10 protein-coding genes are annotated in these 16942 nt (G+C 71.0%); 7 read left to right on the top strand and 3 right to left on the bottom strand.

Annotation, left to right across the window (positions count from 1 at the left end):
- The first annotated feature begins 54 nt into the window (after positions 1 to 54).
- Complete coding sequence (locus ACWGKJ_RS18010) at positions 55 to 1587, top strand: UbiD family decarboxylase (RefSeq protein WP_385020105.1); 1533 nt, start codon at positions 55 to 57, stop codon at positions 1585 to 1587.
- Between the two features lie 113 nt (positions 1588 to 1700).
- Here ACWGKJ_RS18010 and ACWGKJ_RS18005 read toward each other — a convergent pair whose 3' ends face one another.
- Positions 1701 to 1943, bottom strand: a complete 243-nt coding sequence (locus tag ACWGKJ_RS18005; protein WP_385020101.1) for a hypothetical protein — start codon at positions 1941 to 1943, stop codon at positions 1701 to 1703.
- On the opposite strand from ACWGKJ_RS18005, the gene ACWGKJ_RS18000 reads away from it, so the two are divergent.
- Both ACWGKJ_RS18000 and ACWGKJ_RS17995 read left to right on the top strand, forming a co-directional pair.
- Complete coding sequence (locus tag ACWGKJ_RS18000) at positions 1927 to 2199, top strand: hypothetical protein (RefSeq protein ID WP_385020098.1); 273 nt, start codon at positions 1927 to 1929, stop codon at positions 2197 to 2199. The genes ACWGKJ_RS18005 and ACWGKJ_RS18000 overlap by 17 nt on opposite strands.
- Positions 2200 to 2348: 149 nt before the next feature.
- On the top strand, positions 2349 to 5135 hold the full coding sequence (locus ACWGKJ_RS17995) for a SpoIIE family protein phosphatase (protein ID WP_385020095.1): 2787 nt from the start codon (positions 2349 to 2351) through the stop codon (positions 5133 to 5135).
- 58 nt (positions 5136 to 5193) lie between these two features.
- Here ACWGKJ_RS17995 and ACWGKJ_RS17990 read toward each other — a convergent pair whose 3' ends face one another.
- Positions 5194 to 8460 carry a TIM-barrel domain-containing protein gene (locus tag ACWGKJ_RS17990; RefSeq protein WP_385020093.1) on the bottom strand — a complete coding sequence of 1089 codons (3267 nt, stop codon included), beginning with the start codon at positions 8458 to 8460 and terminating at the stop codon, positions 5194 to 5196.
- Positions 8461 to 8704: 244 nt separating this feature from the next.
- The gene (locus ACWGKJ_RS17985) at positions 8705 to 9943 is read right to left on the bottom strand and encodes an ROK family transcriptional regulator (protein WP_385020089.1); all 1239 of its coding nucleotides are present in this window, start codon (positions 9941 to 9943) and stop codon (positions 8705 to 8707) included.
- Positions 9944 to 10307: 364 nt separating this feature from the next.
- On the opposite strand from ACWGKJ_RS17985, the gene ACWGKJ_RS17980 reads away from it, so the two are divergent.
- The 4 genes from ACWGKJ_RS17980 (at position 10308) to ACWGKJ_RS17965 (ending at position 16674) form a co-directional block, all read left to right on the top strand.
- Complete coding sequence (locus tag ACWGKJ_RS17980; protein WP_385020086.1) at positions 10308 to 11696, top strand: extracellular solute-binding protein; 1389 nt, start codon at positions 10308 to 10310, stop codon at positions 11694 to 11696.
- Positions 11693 to 12616, top strand: coding sequence for a carbohydrate ABC transporter permease (locus tag ACWGKJ_RS17975; RefSeq protein ID WP_385020083.1), 924 nt, complete (start codon positions 11693 to 11695; stop codon positions 12614 to 12616). Before ACWGKJ_RS17980 ends, ACWGKJ_RS17975 begins: the two co-directional genes overlap by 4 nt.
- The gene (locus tag ACWGKJ_RS17970; RefSeq protein ID WP_385020080.1) at positions 12616 to 13524 is read left to right on the top strand and encodes a carbohydrate ABC transporter permease; all 909 of its coding nucleotides are present in this window, start codon (positions 12616 to 12618) and stop codon (positions 13522 to 13524) included. Before ACWGKJ_RS17975 ends, ACWGKJ_RS17970 begins: the two co-directional genes overlap by 1 nt.
- Positions 13525 to 13611: 87 nt before the next feature.
- Positions 13612 to 16674, top strand: coding sequence for an alpha-mannosidase (locus ACWGKJ_RS17965; protein WP_385020077.1), 3063 nt, complete (start codon positions 13612 to 13614; stop codon positions 16672 to 16674).
- Positions 16675 to 16942 lie beyond the last annotated feature (268 nt).

Below are 16942 nucleotides of genomic sequence, written 5' to 3'. Positions count from 1 at the left end.
GTCCCCCTGCCCGCCGGTCCGGCCCCCTGCCCATCGGCCGAGAAAGGTCCCGTCATGACAGAACACGGCAGCACACAGCACGGCGGCACTCAACGCGGCAGCGCCCTCAACTTCCGTGATTTCGTGGAGGATTCACTCGCCGCCGGCGACGCGGTCGACATCCGCGGGCCGGTCAGCCCCACCCTTGAGGCCGGAGCCATCACCCGGCGCGTCTACGAGACGCGGGGCCCGGCCCCGCTGTTCAGCAATCTGACCGAGGGAGACGCGGGGTGCCGGATCCTCGGCGCGCCGGCCGGTCTGAGCGGCGTCGCCGGGCAGCGGTACGGCCGGCTCGCCGCCCACTTCGGCCTGGCACGTGACACCACACCGCGCGAGCTGCTGGAGCGGCTCGTCTCCGCGATGCACGCGAGTCCGGTCCCCCCACGGGTGGTGAGCACCGGACCGTGCAAGGAGAACGTGCTGACGGGCGACGCCGTCGACCTGGAACGGTTCCCGGTGCCGCTGCTCCACCAGGAGGACGGCGGCCGGTACTTCGGGACGTACGGCTTCCATGTGGTGCGCTCCCCCGACGGGCGATGGACCAGCTGGTCGGTCAGCCGCACCATGCTGGGCGGGCGGAACACCTTGGTCGGCCCGGCGATGGCGCAGCAGCACCTCGGCAGGATCCACGCCATGTGGCGCGAGCGGGGGCTGCCGACCCCCTGGGCCATGGTGCTCGGGGCCCCGCCGGCCGCGCTGGCCGCCGCCGGGATGCCGCTGCCCGCCGAGGTGAACGAGGACGGTTACGTGGGCGCCCTGACCGGCAGCGCCGTCGACGTGGTCAGGACCGAGCTGCACGACCTGTACGTACCGGCCAACGCGGAGATCGTCCTGGAGGGGTGGATCAGCCCGGACGAGACGGCTCCGGAGGGGCCGATGGGCGAGTACCACGGATACTCGTTCGCCGGGAGCAAGCCGCAGCCCGTCTTCCATGTCGAGGCGGTGACCCACCGCGACAACCCCATCCTGCCGGTCTGTGTGGCGGGCCTCCCCCCGGAGGAGAACCACACCATCTGGGGCACCATGATCTCCGCGACCGGCCTGGACCTGCTGCGCTCCAGCGGCCTGCCCGTCGACCTGGCCTGGTGCTCCTACGAGGCCGCGACCTGCTGGATCGCCGTGTCCATCGACATCCGGCGGCTGGCCCGGATGCGGCTGAGCGAAAGGGAACTGGCCGACGCGGTGGCCGGCACCCTCTTCGGATCGCACACCGGGTGGCTGGTGCCCAAGGTCATCCTGGTGGCGAACGACATCGACATCACCGACATCAACCAGGTGGTGTGGGCCCTGGCCACCCGCTACCACCCGGGCACCGGCGAGTATGTCTACCCCGAGGCGCAGGGCATCCCGATGGTCCCCTATCTGACGCCGGATGAGGTGCGGACCGGCCGGGGCGGCAAGTCCGTACTGAGCTGCCTGCTGCCGGAGCAGTTCGAAGGCGCCACCCGGGGGATCACCGCGTCCTTCCGCCACTCCTTCCCCGAGGATCTGCGGGAACGGGTCGTGGCGAACTGGACCGGATACGGCTTCCCGCCGGCCACTCCGTGACAGCCTGACGGCCGGGCCCCCGAGATCGGAACCGCGAGGGCCCGCCCTCAAACCCTGGGCGAAAAAGAGCAGTTGGGGACTGAGACAGAACGGCTCCCCGGCCCGGGTATACGTCAGGTCAGCGCACGGAGGCTGCCCGGGGCGAGACCGAGCAGGCGCTCGGCCGTGGTGAGGGCCATGTCCTTGAGCACCGGGTGGTCCAGCGTGGTGTCGTCGTTGGCGTAGGCGCCGAGCCCGTCGACGGTGACCAGGATGCAGAGCGCCACCCCGAGCGGGTCCCCGGTGGTGAACTCCCCGGCGTCGGCGCCCTCCTGGATGAGGGCGGCAAGGGCGGTGCGTGTGACCTCCTCCTGCACAGCGACCCGCCGGGAACCGCCGGCCACTCCGGACCGCCTCGCCGCTCTCCTGGTGACGGGGGACGGCGAACCCCCGGTGACCTGCCTGCCCGACCCGGACGCACCACTCGGCCGGCGCTGGGCGAGCCTCGCCACCGTCACACTCGAACCGGCGACCCGTACGGCGAGAATCCTCGACGGCACACCGGCCGACATCGGCACCCGCGCCTGGCGCACCCTCACCGCCACACTCCCGCGCGCCGCCGCCTCGGCCTGACCTACGACGACGCCGGTACCCCGAACCATCGAACAAGGAGCCATTTCGGTCGATTCCGGGACTTATTGTTTGTTCCGTCCGCGGGCCACCGCCCCGACGGACAGAGCAATCCTCCGGGTACTCGAAGAAACGATCGGCAGGACCGGCCCATGGGTGAACGCAAGGCGTCTTTCGGCTCCACCCGGGGGCGCCGTCCCTTCCTGCCGGCCCTGCGCAGCGTCGCGGGTCAGATCTTCGTCCTGCAGGTGATCATCGCGCTGCTGCTGATCGCCGCCGCGGTGGTGGCGCTGGTGCTGCAGGCCCGGCACGACGGCACGCAGGACGCCCGCGACCGTACGCTCGACGTGGCCCAGGCGTTCGCCGACGCACCGGGCACAGCGGCGGCGGTGACGAGCACCGACCCGACCGCGGTTCTGCAGCCGCGGGCCGAGAAGGTCCGCAAGTCGACGGGCGTCGACTTCGTCGTGGTGTTCAGCACCTCCGGGATCCGCTACACCCATCCCGACCCGAAGCTGATCGGCAAGCATGTCCTCGGCCCGTACAAGTCGGTCATCACGCACGGGGCGTCCACCCGGACCTTCAGCGCGAGCCGCGGCCCCGCCGTGGACTCGATCGTCCGCGTCACCGGGCCCCACGGCAGAGTCGTCGGGCTGGTGTCGGTCGCGATCACGGTGGCGAAGGTGCAGAGCGCGGTGGACCGTCAGATGCCGGTGCTGCTGGGCGCCGGGGCGGGAACGCTGGTACTGGCGGCGGGCAGCTCGGTGCTGGTGTCGCGGCGGCTGCGACGGCAGACCCACGGACTGGGACCGGCGGAGATGACGCGGATGTACGAGCATCACGACGCCGTGCTGCACGCGGTGCGGGAGGGCGTGGTGATCGTCGACCAGGACGGGCGGCTGCTGCTGGCCAACGACGAGGCACGGCGGCTGCTCGAACTGCCCGCGGACGCGGAGGGACGCCAGGTCGCGGAGCTGGGGCTGACGCCGGGGCTGACGGAACTGCTCGGCTCACTGCGGCCGGCGAGCGACGAGGTGCACCGTGCCGGGGACCGGCTGCTGGGGGTCAATGTGCGGCCGGCGGCGAACGGCGCGGCGGGGCCCGCGCGGTGTGTGGCGACGCTGCGGGACACCACGGAGCTCGCAGCGCTGACGGGACGGGCGGAGGTAGTGCGCGGCCGGCTGACGCTGCTGTACGAGGCCGGGATGCGGATCGGGACCACCCTGGATGTGGTGCGTACCGCCGAGGAACTGACGGAGGTGGCGGTGCCGGGGTTCGCGGACCTCGTCACGGTCGATCTGGCCGACGCCGTGGTGCAGGGGAAGGAGCTCGGGTGGGCGAGCACGCAGATGCACCGGGTGGCGGTGCGGGGGGTGCGGGCCGACGCGCCGGTGGCGCCGGTCGGTGATCTGGTGCAGCTGGTGCCCGCGGAGACGGAGACGCCCGCCGCCGCCACGGACCGGGGGGCCATGATCGCCGATCTGCGGACCGAGCACGCCTGGCGGACCCACAACCCGCGGAAGGCCGCCGAGATCCTCGGCCACGGCATCCACTCGCTGATCGCGGTGCCGCTGCTGGCCCGCGGGACGGTGCTGGGCAGGGCCTGCTTCTGGCGCTCGGAGCAGGAGCAGCCGTTCGAGACGGATGATCTGTCCTTCGCCGAGGAACTGGCCGCACGGGCGGCCGTGTGCCTGGACAACGCCCGGCGCTTCACCCGGGAGCACGCCGTGGCCGTCACTCTGCAGCGCAGTCTGCTGCCGCGTGGTCTGTCCGGTCAGACGGCGGTGGAGGCCGCTCACCGGTACCTGCCCGCGCAGGCCGGCGTGGGCGGGGACTGGTTCGACGTCATCCCCCTGCCCGGGGCCCGGGTGGCCCTGGTGGTGGGTGATGTGGTCGGGCACGGGCTGCATGCCGCGGCCACCATGGGCCGGCTGCGGACCGCGGTGCACAACTTCTCCGCCCTCGACCTGGCCCCCGACGAACTGCTCGGCTACCTGGACGAGTTGGTCGTCCGGATGGACGCCGACGAGGGCGCCGGGGAGGAGTGGCCCGGGGTGACCGGGGCGACCTGCCTGTACGCCGTCTACGACCCGGTGGCCGGCAGCTGCCACGTGGCCAGGGCAGGCCATCTGGGGCCCGCCGTGGTGCGGCCGGACGGTTCGGTCGGCTTCCCCGATGTGCCCCTCTCCCCGCCGCTGGGGCTCGGCGGGGAGCCGTTCGAGACCGCTGAGCTGCCCCTCGCGGAGGGCAGCCAGCTGGTGCTGTACACCGACGGGCTGGTGGAGGACCGCGACCGGGACGTCGACACGGGCCTGGCCCTGCTGCGGGACGCCCTGGCCGGGCACCCAGGGCGGGATCCGGAGCAGATCTGCCAGGCGGTCATCGACACCGTCCTGCTGCCACGGCCGAGCGACGACGTGGCGCTGCTGGTGGCCCGTACCCGCCTGCTGGGACCTGAGCAAGTGGCCGAGTGGGAGGTGCCGTCCGACCCCGCGGCGGTCGCTTCGGTACGGACCGACGCCAGCCGGCGGCTTGCCGACTGGGGGCTGGAGGAGATCGCCTTCACCACCGAACTCATCCTGTCGGAGCTGATCACCAACGCCATCCGGTACGGCACTCCCCCGGTCCGGGTACGGCTGGTGCGCGACCGGACCCTGATCTGCGAGGTCTCGGACGGTTCCAGCACGTCCCCGCACCTGCGCCAGGCGAAGACCACCGACGAGGGTGGCCGCGGGCTGTTCCTGGTGGCCAGACTCGCGGAGCACTGGGGCACCCGGTACACCCCGACCGGCAAGATCATCTGGACCGAACAGGCCCTGCGGGACGGCATCGAAGGAGTGAGCCCCGACCTCGCCGGTCTCTTCCTCGAAGAGGGGGTGTCCCCCGACGACCTCGGTGGTGGCCCCTCCGGGCCCGGCAGTCCGGACGGCGCCGCCTGACAGGCCGGGGAGCCGCCCTCGTCACCCGCTCATGAGCACGGCGAGGCCCTTCCCCGGTTCAGCCGCGCGTCCCCCTCCCGCAGCCGGTCGTCACGGTGACGGCCCGTCGCACCGGTGTGCGGGGAACCCGCACGGTCACCGTGCGGGACGCGGCGTGGTACGTCCAGGTGTCCGCCCCGGCCCGCCGCCCGTCCACGCAGACCGTTCCGGGCCGCCCGGCGTTCGTGAGATCGACGGTCCAAGCGCGCCGCGTGACCTGCCCGGTGAAGCGGCCGCTCACCGGGCCGATCCGCAGCGTCGACGTGTTCGGCGTCTCCGTGTACCGGACCGGAGTCGTCGCCGTGCCGCCACCGTTCGCCGGGGTGCCGTCGTCCTCGTGCAGGGCGAAGGTGCCGGACGCCCCCCGGGCGACGGTGAGCGCGACCTCGGTCCGGGGGTCCTTGCTGTCGTTCGCCACAGCACTGCCGCGGGTGGGCACGATGCCGCCGGACTTCACGAACACCGGCATGGTGTCCAGCCCGGTGGTCACATCGTGTGTCGCCCCGCCCTGGTACGTCCTGCCGGTGAAGTAGTCGGTCCAGGTGCCGGGCGGGAACCACACGGCGGTCGTCGCCTTCGCGCCCGGCCGGGTCACCGGGGCCACCAGCACGTCCGAACCGTAGAGGTATTCGCTGCCGGCCGTGGCGTACGCCTCCTGTTCCTGCGGGTACTCCAGATAGGCCGGGCGCAGCATCGGGGTGCCGGTGCGGTGTGCCTCGTCGGCCAGCGTGTACGTGTACGGGACGAGCGCCTCGCGCAGCTTCAGGAACTTCTTCGCGGACGCCTCCGCCGCCTTGCCGTACTGCCACGGCAGCCGGTCGCTGTGGTTGCTGTGCAGCCGGTCGACGGGCTGGAACGCACCGAACTGCACCCAGCGCGCGTACAGGTCGTCGGGCAGCTTGTGCGTGTGCGTCACCTGGCCGTCCTGCTGGTAGGTGTCCGAACCCTGGAGCCCTGTCGTGTCGTTGTGGCCCCCGATGTCATGGCTGATGGCGGAGAGACCGGTGGCCACGCTCTCGCCCGGTGTGTACCCGACCTCCTGGCGCAGGGTGCCCCAGCTGGACGCGGTGTCGCCGGTGAAGTGGAGGGTGGTGCGCTTGTCGGCCCAGGGCCCGGTCGGTACGGCGGACGGGGAGCTGTAGCCGCCCGCCTGGAGGGAGCCGTAGGCGCGGGAGAAGGCGAAGCCGGGTCCCGAGGCCCCGCCCCGCGCGGCGTACTGCGCGCTGAGCCAGGCGTCGGGGGTGACACCGGCGAGTGTGGAGCGGGAGTCGTCGCAGCACCAGTCGATCCACCACACCTCGCCGCCCTGCCGCTCCATGGTGTCGTGGAGCTGCATATAGGCCCTGAGCTGGTCGGGATCGCCGAAGTCGAAGGTGTAGCAGTCACCGCCCGGGGCGCAGTCGCCCTTCTGGAGCTTCCCCTTGGCCGTCCGCTGCGCCTGGGCGAACTGCGGGTCCGAACCCAGGATGCTGGGGTGGATGTTGAGGGAGTTGTGCACTCCCTGCGCGGCCACCCCGGCGAGGAACTTCGCGGGGTCGGGGAACTTCGCCGTGTCGAACTCCCAGCCGTTCCAGGCGTCGGGCGACTTGTAGTCGGTGTCGATGACGAGGCTGTCCAGCGGCATTCCCTCGGAACGCATCCGCTCCAGCAGGGCCCGGTAGTCGTCGGCCGAGCGGTCCAGGTACTCCGAGAACCACACGCCGTAGGCCCAGCGCGGGAGTTGTACGTCCGGGCCGGTCAGTGCGGACAGATCGGCGAGCGCCCGCCGGTAGTCATGGCCGTAGCCGAAGACGTAGCCGTCCTGGTAGGCGTGGCCGTCGTGCCCGGGGCGCGGCGTGATCTTCCCGCTCGTCCGGTCGTAGAGCGCCGAAGCGGTGTCGTTCAGCAGGGACCAGCCGTCCTGATAGAGCAGTCCCGGTGTGGTGCGCGGGTTGCCGTCGGCGCCGTTGACGCCGTCCAGTCCGCGGCGGTAGCCGCCGAGCGGGGCGTGCGGCGCGAGCAGGGGCGCACCGTGCGCGGTGACGGCGACGGTGTCGAGATCGGCTCTGCATCCGGTCCGGTCGGGACAGCCCAGCGTGATGTCGTTCGCCCCGGCCGTCAGCTCTACGGGCACCGCGACGGTCCGCCAGGAGTCCCAGTCGCCGGTCGGCGCGAGGGTCGCTGTGGTGTGCGCGGATCCCGCGGTGACCGAGAGGTGCCGGGCGACCGGTTCCTCCTCCGGGTCGGCGGGCGAGGTGCTGTTGGTGTACCGCAGCTGGAGGTCGTACGTGCCCGCCGCGGGCACCCCGACCGTGTGCAGCGTGTCATGGGCGGCGGCGCTGTCCATGGTGGTGGCGAAGCCGCGCCCCGAGTAGCCGTTGTGGCCGGATCCGACGGAGGCTGGGCCGTCCAGGGTGCCCGTCTCCGCCTCGCACACCGCGGCGAAGGCGCAGTCCCGGACCGCCCTGGTGGGGGCGGGATAGGGCGAGCCCGGCTGGTGCACGGCGAGACTGTCGAGGTTGACGTTGCCGGAGTCGTCCGGGGTGTGGGTGAGGGTGAGGGTGTGCTCACCGGCCGTCAGTTCCAGGGACGTTGTGGCGACGGACCAGGTGTCCCAGTCCGCGGTGGCGGGCAGCTCGAGCGCCGTGCCGTCCTTGCCGTCCACGGCGAGACCAAGGCTCCGGGTGGTGTGCTTGCCGTCCCCGGCCGTCCCGTTGGCGTACCGCGTGCTGACGTCGTACGTCCCGGCCGCGGGCACATCCACGGCGAAGGAGAGCGATGTCCCGGTGCCGATGAACCCGGCGGCGAAGCCACGGCCCGTGTAGCCCCCGTGATCGGTGGCGGTGTCGACACCGCTCAGGTCGAGGTCCTCGGCCTCGCACCCCTCGCCGACCACACACCGGGCCGGGGCGGGCCAGGGGTGGGCACTGACGTCCTGTCCGCCCGCGCGCTCGGCCACGGTGAGGTTGTCACCGCTGAACTCACCTGATCCTACGCGGTACTTGAGGGAGAGGGCGCTGGTGCGGATGGTCAGCCAGCCGTGCTCGGTGCTGCTCCTGAAGGGCGTCCGGGCGAACGAGTCCCGGCCGACCGCGTTGAAGGTCGCCGCGTCGACGAAGTGCGCGTCACCGGCGTACTCGGTACGGATCAGTGTGGGTGAGAGCACCTCGAACCGGGCGTCGCCCGAGACGACGGCTCTCGCTCCGGCGTCCGCTCGCGGCGCGGTGGACTCCGTCGCACCCACGGACTCCGTCGCACCCACGGTCCCCAGGAACGAGCTCAGCAGCCCGAGGGCCGCCACACCCACAAGTCGTCTCCGCCACGGCCCGGTTGGGCGGGCCTCTGGTCGGCTGCGGTCGGCCATTGCCATCGACTCCCTCGCCTGTACAACGTTGGAAGAAGCGCCGAGGCATGACACCACGCGGAGGTGACGGGTGTCCAGGGTCATGACAACGATGCCAGGAACGACGCGTACCGATACCGGGCGCGCCGCTGTCAGGCGTACCGCCGGCGCGCTCCCCCGCGCTCCCTGCACACCCCCGCGCACCCCCTCACCCCGACATCTCCGTCAGCATCCGCCACCCCGGTGCGTAGCGCCCGTGCAGGACCAGTGAAGCGGCGCCCACCGCCCCGGCCGTCTCGCCGATCAGGCTGGGCTCCACCAGCACCCTCCCCATGACCCGGGTCACCGATGTGGTGTTGACCGCGGCGTCGATCTCCTCACCCAGCACGCCCTCGACACCGACGAGTGCCTCTCCGCCCAGCACGACCCGGCTCACGTCGAGCAGCGCGACCGCTCCGCGCACCGCCTGCCCCATCCGGCGGCCCGCCAGACGCACCACCGCGCAGGCCGCCGGGTCCCCGGCGCGCACCGCACGCCGCAGCAGCTTCCAGTCGGCGCGCGCCGCACCGGGCTCGCCGCTGAGTCCGATACGGCGGGCGGCGGCCGGCCCGTGCCGGATGAACAGTTCGTCGACCAGGGCGGCAGGGTTGCAGTTCGGGCCGAGGCAGCCGTTGCTCCCGCAGTCGCAGAGGCGGTCCCCCGCTTCGATCTGGGCATGGCCGATCTCGCCCGCGTTGCCCGTATCGCCGTGCAGGACCTGGTTGTTGAGCATGATGCCGGCGCCGATGCCCGCACCCATGTACAGGAAGAGGAAGCCGTCCGACCGCTCCCTGCCGCCGATCCAGCGCTCGCCGATCGCCGCGGCCGTCGCGTCGTTGTCCATCGCGACCGCCATACCGGTGGCCTTCGCGAACATGTCGACGAGTGGCACCCGCCGCCAGCCGTCGAAGTTCGGCGGCTCCACCACCGTGCCGGCCACGCCGTCGACGGGTCCGGGCGCGGCGATCCCGAGACCGAGCAGCCGGCCGCGGTCGATGGCGGCGCGTAAGGGGAGCCGCAGCGCGGCGCGCGCCACCTTCCGGACCACCTCTTCGGGGTCGCTCGGCCGCGGCAGCGGGAGACGGCGGCTGAGCAGCACCGATCCGGCGAGGTCGACGAGGGCGATCACGGCGGCGTCGGGGTCGAGGTGCACCCCGAGTGCGTAGGCGCCGTCGGCGCGCGGCATCAGCAGCGTACGGCGCTTGCCGCCGCGGGAGGGGGCCTGCCCCGACTCGGCGATCAGGCCCTCGTCGAGCAGCCGCCGCACGACGTTGGACACCGTCTGGTTGGTGAGCCCGGTGAGCGGTCCCAGCTCGACGCGGCTGATGGGGCCCTTGGTGCGGATGGCGTCCAGGACGACGGCCTGGTTGTAACCACCCACCCGGGGCAGGTTGGTTCCGCTTCGCATGATGGGGCGCTCCTCCGTGCAGGTCCGTGTGGGCAGGCCCGTGTGGGGCAGGTCCGTGTGGGCAGGTCCGTGTGGGGCAGCGGACACGAGCAGCGGACACGAACTCGTCATCCCGCCGGCGGAATTCGGGCACCGTGATTATGCAGCAGGCGTTGACTTGGTCCATCCATTGGATTTAGGTAATGCGCCAGACGATCCCGCACGCGCCAGCGCCTGCCGCACGATCGGCGTCATCCGCACGCCCGCACAGCTCCCGAGCCGCACCGCCTCCTTGTACGTCCCGCACCTCCCGCAGTGACGACCCGTACCACCCGCAGTCGTACGCCCCAGCCAGGCATACGAGCCGCACCCCCGGAGGAACACCATGCGCAAGAAGCTTCTCGCTGCCCTCGCGATCACCGTGGCGACAACGTTGTCCGCCGCGGGCTGCGGCGGATCCGGTTCCGCCGGCGGCGGCAATTCGATCAAGGTCGTCTACTGGCAGCACCTGGACCAGAACGACAAGAAGCAGCAGAGGTTCCTCACCTCGATGAAGCAGTCCTTCGAGAAGGCCCACCCGGGCAAGAAGATCGAGATCGTTCCGGTCACGGCGTCCGAGAACGACTACTACACGAAGATCCAGCTGATGATGCGTTCGCCCGCGACCGCGCCCGACCTGGTCTACGAGGACACCGCGCTGATCAACTCCGACATTGCGAGCGGCTACCTCAAACCGATCGACGCGTATGTGAACAAGTGGGCGGAGTGGGACAAGTTCGCCAAGGCCGCCAAGGGCGCCGTCTCCTCGCCGACCGACGGCAAGACGTACGCCGTCCCGGACGACACCGACACCCGGGGCATCTGGTACAACAAGGACCTGCTCAGGAAGGCCGGGATCGCGACGCCCTGGCAGCCCAGGACCTGGCAGGACATCATCGACACCGCCCGGACCATCAAGAAGAAGCTCCCGGGCGTGGCCCCGATGAACCTCTACACCGGCCAGGCCGGCGGCGAGCAGTCCACCATGCAGGGCTTCGAGATGCTGCTGTACGGGACGGGGGCGGACGCCGGGGCCGCCGACGACTCGCTGTACAACGCCAAGACCAAGAAATGGATCACCGGTTCGCGGGGCTTCAAGGACGCGCTGGACTTCGTGCACACCGTCTACAGCGAGGACCTGGGCCTGCCCAAGTCCACCGCGCTCGGCGCCAACGCGGGGGCCGAGGCCGACACGAAGCTGATCCCCGAGGGCAAGCTCGCCATCAATATCGAGGGCTCATGGCTGGCGAACAACTGGCTGAAGACCGGCCCGCGTCCCTGGCCCGAGTGGACCAGCACCATGGCATCCGCCGCCATGCCGACCCAGCACGGTCAGGCGCCCGGCCGGGTCAGCATGTCCGGCGGCTGGGCCTGGTCCATCCCGGCCAAGGCCAAGAACCCCGCTCTGGCCTGGGAGTTCACCAAGGCGATCAAGAACAGGGACAACTCGACGCAGTGGAACATCATCGAGTCGACGACCGCCGTGCGCACCGATGTGGCCGCCGACCCGAAGTACCTCGGCGCCACCCCGACCAACAAGTTCTTCACCGGCCTGGTCAAGTACACCCACTTCCGCCCGGCGCTGCCGAAGTACCCGCAGGTCTCCAACGCCATCACCAAGGCCATGGAGTCCGTGACCACCGGCCAGAGCTCGGTGGACGACGCCGCCAAGACCTACGACCAGGATCTGGCCACGGCGGTCGGCTCCGGCAACACCGCCAAGGGCGCCCGATGAAATCCGCCGCCGCATCCGCCGATACCGCTCCCCCGGGGCGCGCGCCCGGCGGCCGCACCGCGGGCCAGTCGCTGCTGCGCGGCCTTCCGCTGCTGCCGTCCCTCGTCCTGCTGGGCGTCTTCCTGGCCGGGCCGATCCTCTACTGCGTCTACGACGCCTTCACCGACACCCAGCTGACCGGCGCCGCCGAGACGCACTTCGTGGGCCTCGACAACTTCACCCGGGCCATCGGCGACCCGGACTTCCTCAACGCCCTCTGGCTGACCCTGGTGTTCGTCGTGGCCTCCGCCGTCATCGGGCAGAACACACTGGGACTGAGCCTCGCGGTCCTCGCCGAGAAGGCCACCCGTCCGGTGCGCGCGCTCACCAACGGTGTGGTGATCGCCGCCTGGGTGCTGCCCGAGGTCGTCGCCGGGTATCTGATGTACGCCTTCTTCTACCAGCAGGGCGCGCTCAACGACGTACTCGGCATGCTCGGCCTGCCGAAGCAGAACTGGCTGTACACCCTGCCGATCCTCGCGGTGTGCCTGGCCAACGTATGGCGCGGCACCGCGTTCTCGATGATGGTCTACTCCGCCGCGCTCAACGACGTACCGCGCGAACTGGTGGAGGCCGCCGAGATGGACGGCGCCGGTGTGTGGCACCGGCTGTGGCATGTCACGCTGCCGGTCATCCGGCGCTCCATCATGACCAATCTGATGCTGATCACGCTCCAGACGCTCTCCGTCTTCGGACTGATCTACGCCATGACGCGCGGCGGCCCCGGCAACAAGAGCCAGACCCTGCCGGTCTTCATGTACCAACAGGCGTTCCAGAACAGCCTGATCGGCTACGGCACGGCGATCGCGCTCGTCCTGCTGGTCGTGGGCGCCCTGTTCTCCGTCGTGTACCTCAAGCTGCTCAAGGTGGAGGAGAGCTGATGGCCACCACCGATCTGCGGACGGCGGCCGGGGCGGGCCGCCGGGACCCGGACACCCGTTCCGCACCTGTCGCGGGGACCGCGCCCCGCCGGATCCGGCCCGCGCGGGTCGCGGTCAACCTCGTCCTGCTGGTGATCAGCCTGCTGTTCGTACTGCCGCTGGTCTGGATGGTGTTCGCGTCCGTCAGCTCCACGGCCAGCTTCGAACTGAGCCTGCCCGCACCGCCGACGTGGGACAACTTCCACGCGATCCTCAACACCGACACCACCTTCCGGCCGCTGCTCAACGGCCTGCTGCTGTGCGGCGGGGCGACCCTGCTCTGTGTGGCCGTCTCGATCCTGGCTGCGTATCCGCTGTCGCGCTACCGCTCCCGGCTGCGCCGCCCGTTCCTGTACACCGTCCTGTTCACCACCGGGCTGCCCATCACCGCCGTGATGATCCCCGTCTACAGCATGTTCGTACAGGTCGAGCTGATCGACTCGATGGCCGCCACCATGCTGTTCCTGACGGCGTCCGCGCTGCCGATCGGGATCTGGCTGATGAAGAACTTCATGGACGGTGTGCCCATCGTCCTGGAGGAGGCGGCCCGGATCGACGGCGCGAGCGCCATGCAGTCGCTGGCCCGGGTGGTGCTGCCGCTGATGTGGCCGGGGGTCACCGTCGTCACCGTGTTCACCTTCATCAGCATGTGGGGCAACTTCTTCGTCCCGTTCGTACTGCTGCTGTCGCCGGAGAAGCTGCCGGCCTCGGTGAGCGTGTTCACCTTCCTCAGCGCCCACGACCAGACGCAGTACGGGCAGCTGGCCGCTTTCTCCGTCGTCTACACCCTTCCCGTGGTGATGCTGTATCTCCTGCTGACCCGCAGGCTGGGCGGCGGGTTCGCGCTCGGCGGCGCCCTGAAGGGCTGACCCGCCGTCCCTTCAGCCGCCGCTCTTCGCCCCCCGCCGTTCCCGACCTGTTCCGATACGTCCTTCACGTCCTTGGAAAGGTGATCCGTGCATTCCGACCGCGACACCGTCGAGCGCCGGCTGCGGCGCGTACTCGACGAACGTATCCGGCCCGCTGTCCACGCCGTGTCCGTCCCTCTCCAGGCGGGCGTCTGGCAAGTGCCGGGCGAGCCCGTTCCGGTGTCCGACGGGCTGGCCGCAAGCTACCGGCCCACCGAGGTGGGCGCACACTGGGGCCCCGCCTGGACCACCAGCTGGTTCAGGCTCAGCGGGCGCGTCCCCGAGGAGTGGGCGGGGCGCCGGGTGGAGGCCGTCGTCGACCTGGGCTTCGGCACCACCGAACCGGGCTTCTCGGCCGAGGGCCTGGTGTACCGGGCCGACGGCACCCCCGTGAAGGCGCTCAACCCGCGCAACGTATGGCTGCCGGTCTCCGAACAGGCCCGGGGAGGCGCGGAGTTCACCTGTTATGTCGAGGCCGCGGCGAACCCCCTCGTCATGCACTCCGGCCCCGAGGACCGCAGTTTCGCGATCACCCCGCTCGGCGGCCGGGCGCCGTGGCTGGAGGAGCCGGGCGCCCCCGGAGGCGAACCCCTGTACCAGCTGCGCCGCCTCGACCTGGCCCTCTTCGACGCGGACGTCTACGAGCTCGTCCACGATCTTGAGGTGCTCGACCAGCTCATGCACGAGCTGCCCGAGCAGTCGCCGCGCCGCTGGCAGATCCTGCGGACGCTGTCGGACGCCCTCGACGCCGTGGACCTGCAGGACATCAGCGGCACCGCGGTCGCGGCCCGCGCAATCCTCGTGCCCGCCCTGGCCCCGCCCGCCACCGCGGGTGAGCACCGCATCTCCGCGGTCGGCCACGCCCATATCGACACCGCCTGGCTGTGGCCGCTGCGCGAGACGGTGCGCAAGGTGGCCCGTACGGTCTCCAACGTCACCCAGCTCATGGACGAGCACCCGGAGTTCCGCTTCGTGATGTCCCAGGCCCAGCAGCTGGCCTGGCTCAAGGAGCACCGCCCCGAGGTGTACGAGCGCGCCCAGGAGAAGGCGAAGACCGGGCAGTTCGTGCCGACCGGCAGCCTCTGGGTGGAGCCGGACACCAACATCACCGGCGGGGAGGCGCTGGCCCGGCAGTTCATCCACGGCAAGCGGTTCTATCTGGAGGAGTTCGGCGTCGAGACCGAGGACATGTGGCTGCCGGACACGTTCGGCTACAACGCGGCGATGCCGCAGCTGATGAAACTGGCGGGCGTGCGCTGGTTCCTGACGCAGAAGATCTCGTGGAACACGACGAACAAGTTCCCCCATCACACGTTCTGGTGGGAGGGCATCGACGGCACCCGGATCTTCAGCCACTTCCCGCCGGTCGACACGTACAACAGCGATCTGTCCGGCGCCGAGGTCGCACACAGCGTCCGCAACTTCCAGGACAAGGGCGCGGCGAACCGCTCACTGGCCCCGTTCGGTTACGGCGACGGCGGCGGCGGCCCCACCCGCGAGATGCTGGCACGCGCTGCGCGCCTCGCCGATCTGGAGGGCTCGGCACGGGTCGAGATCGAGAAGCCGGGGGACTTCTTCGCCAAGGCGCTGGAGGAGTACCCGGACGCCCCGGTGTGGGTGGGCGAGCTGTACCTGGAGTTCCACCGGGGCACGCTCACCAGCCAGATCGCGACCAAGCAGGGCAACCGGCGCAGCGAACACCTGCTGCGTGAGGCGGAGTTGTGGGCAACGACGGCCGCACTGCGGACCGACGCGGCCTACCCCTATGAGCAGTTGGACCGGCTGTGGAAGACGGTCCTGCTGCACCAGTTCCACGACATCCTGCCCGGCACGTCGATCGCCTGGGTGCACCGGGAGGCGGAGGAGACCTACCGCCGGATCGGCACCAAGCTGACCGGTCTGATCGCCGCCGCGCAGACGGCGCTGGCCGGACCCGCAGGCGACGAAGGCTCCGAAGTCGTCTTCAACGCCGCGCCGCACGCCCGGGGAGGCGCACCCGCCCTGGGCGCCACCGTACGCACGGGGCCAGGGCCGGCCACGGTCGCTCCGGTGGCACGGGACGGCGGGTACGTCCTCGACAACGGGCTCGTCCGTGTCGTCATCGACGGGCGGGGCCTGGTCACTTCTGCATACGACGTGGAAGCGGACCGCGAGGCGCTGCCGCCGGGCACGGCCGCCAATCTGCTCCAGCTCCACCAGGACTTCCCCAATCAGTGGGACGCCTGGGACGTCGATGCCTTCTACCGCAACACCGTCACGGACCTGACGGACGCGGAGTCGGTGACCGTGGTGGGCGGCGCGGTGAGGGTGTCGCGCGCCTTCGGATCCTCCCGCGTCGAGCAGACACTCTCCCTCGCGCCGGGCACACGCCGCCTGGACATCGACACGGTCCTGGACTGGCACGAGACCGAGAAGCTGCTCAAGGCGGCGTTCCCGCTGGACGTGCGGGCGGGGCACTCGACGGCGCAGATCCCCTTCGGGCACGTGGAACGGCCCACCCACACCAACACCAGCTGGGACGCGGCGAAGTTCGAGATGTGCGCACACCGCTTCCTGCACGTCGGGGAGGGCGGCTGGGGCGCGGCGCTGGTCAACGACTCGACGTACGGCCATGACGTGACCCGTGATGTGCGCGAGGACGGCGGCACCACTACCACGGTCCGTCTCTCCCTGGCCCGCGCGCCCCGCTTCCCCGATCCGGACACCGACCGGGGCACCCACCGGCTGCGCTACGCCCTGGTGATCGGCGCGGGCGTCGATGACGCGATCCGCGAGGGGTACCACCTCAATCTGCCGGAGCGCATGGTGCCTGGCTCGGCCGAGGTGGCGCCTGTGGTGTCCGTCGACTCCCCTGCCGTGGTGGTCGAGACGGTCAAGCTCGCCGACGACCGCTCGGGCGATGTGGTGGTCCGCCTCTACGAGGCCCACGGGGCCCGCGCCACCGCGCTGCTCACACCCGGCTTCCGCATCACGTCGGTCACCGCGACCGACCTGCTGGAACGTCCACGCGCGGCCGACGGGCCGAGCTGCGAGGTGACCGGCGACGGGGTGCGGCTGCGGCTGCGTCCGTTCCAGATCCTGACGGTGCGGCTGGTTCCCGGCCGGGGCTGAGACGGGGAGACGGTGCGGGAGGGGGCTCGTCCCGGGCCCCCTCCCCGCCCTGCCCGGCGGCGCACCCGAGCCCGGCCTGCGGGTGTGCGTACGGGTCCGGCCGGCATGGTCCACTGCGGCGACGGTCACACCCGCCGACAGCCGACTGCGGCGTGCGGACTGCCTGTCAACTACCAACTACCGACAAGCGACTACCGACTACCGACTACCGACTACCAAAAACGATTTCAGACCTGTCCGGCTCATGAGACGCCCAACAAGGAGCTGT

It is taken from the genome of Streptomyces sp. NPDC054757 (genome assembly GCF_053612185.1).
This window is presented reverse-complemented; position numbering and strand designations above follow the sequence as displayed.

What these genes read in the sequence shown, in the direction of transcription:
- ACWGKJ_RS17995 (WP_385020095.1), top strand. Translation starts at nt 2,349, where the DNA reads ATGGGTGAACGCAAGGCGTCTTTCGGCTCCACCCGGGGGCGCCGTCCC.
- ACWGKJ_RS17980 (WP_385020086.1), top strand. Translation starts at nt 10,308, where the DNA reads ATGCGCAAGAAGCTTCTCGCTGCCCTCGCGATCACCGTGGCGACAACG.
- ACWGKJ_RS17975 (WP_385020083.1), top strand. Translation starts at nt 11,693, where the DNA reads ATGAAATCCGCCGCCGCATCCGCCGATACCGCTCCCCCGGGGCGCGCG.
- ACWGKJ_RS17970 (WP_385020080.1), top strand. Translation starts at nt 12,616, where the DNA reads ATGGCCACCACCGATCTGCGGACGGCGGCCGGGGCGGGCCGCCGGGAC.
- ACWGKJ_RS17985 (WP_385020089.1), bottom strand. Translation starts at nt 9,943, where the DNA reads ATGCGAAGCGGAACCAACCTGCCCCGGGTGGGTGGTTACAACCAGGCC.
- ACWGKJ_RS18010 (WP_385020105.1), top strand. Translation starts at nt 55, where the DNA reads ATGACAGAACACGGCAGCACACAGCACGGCGGCACTCAACGCGGCAGC.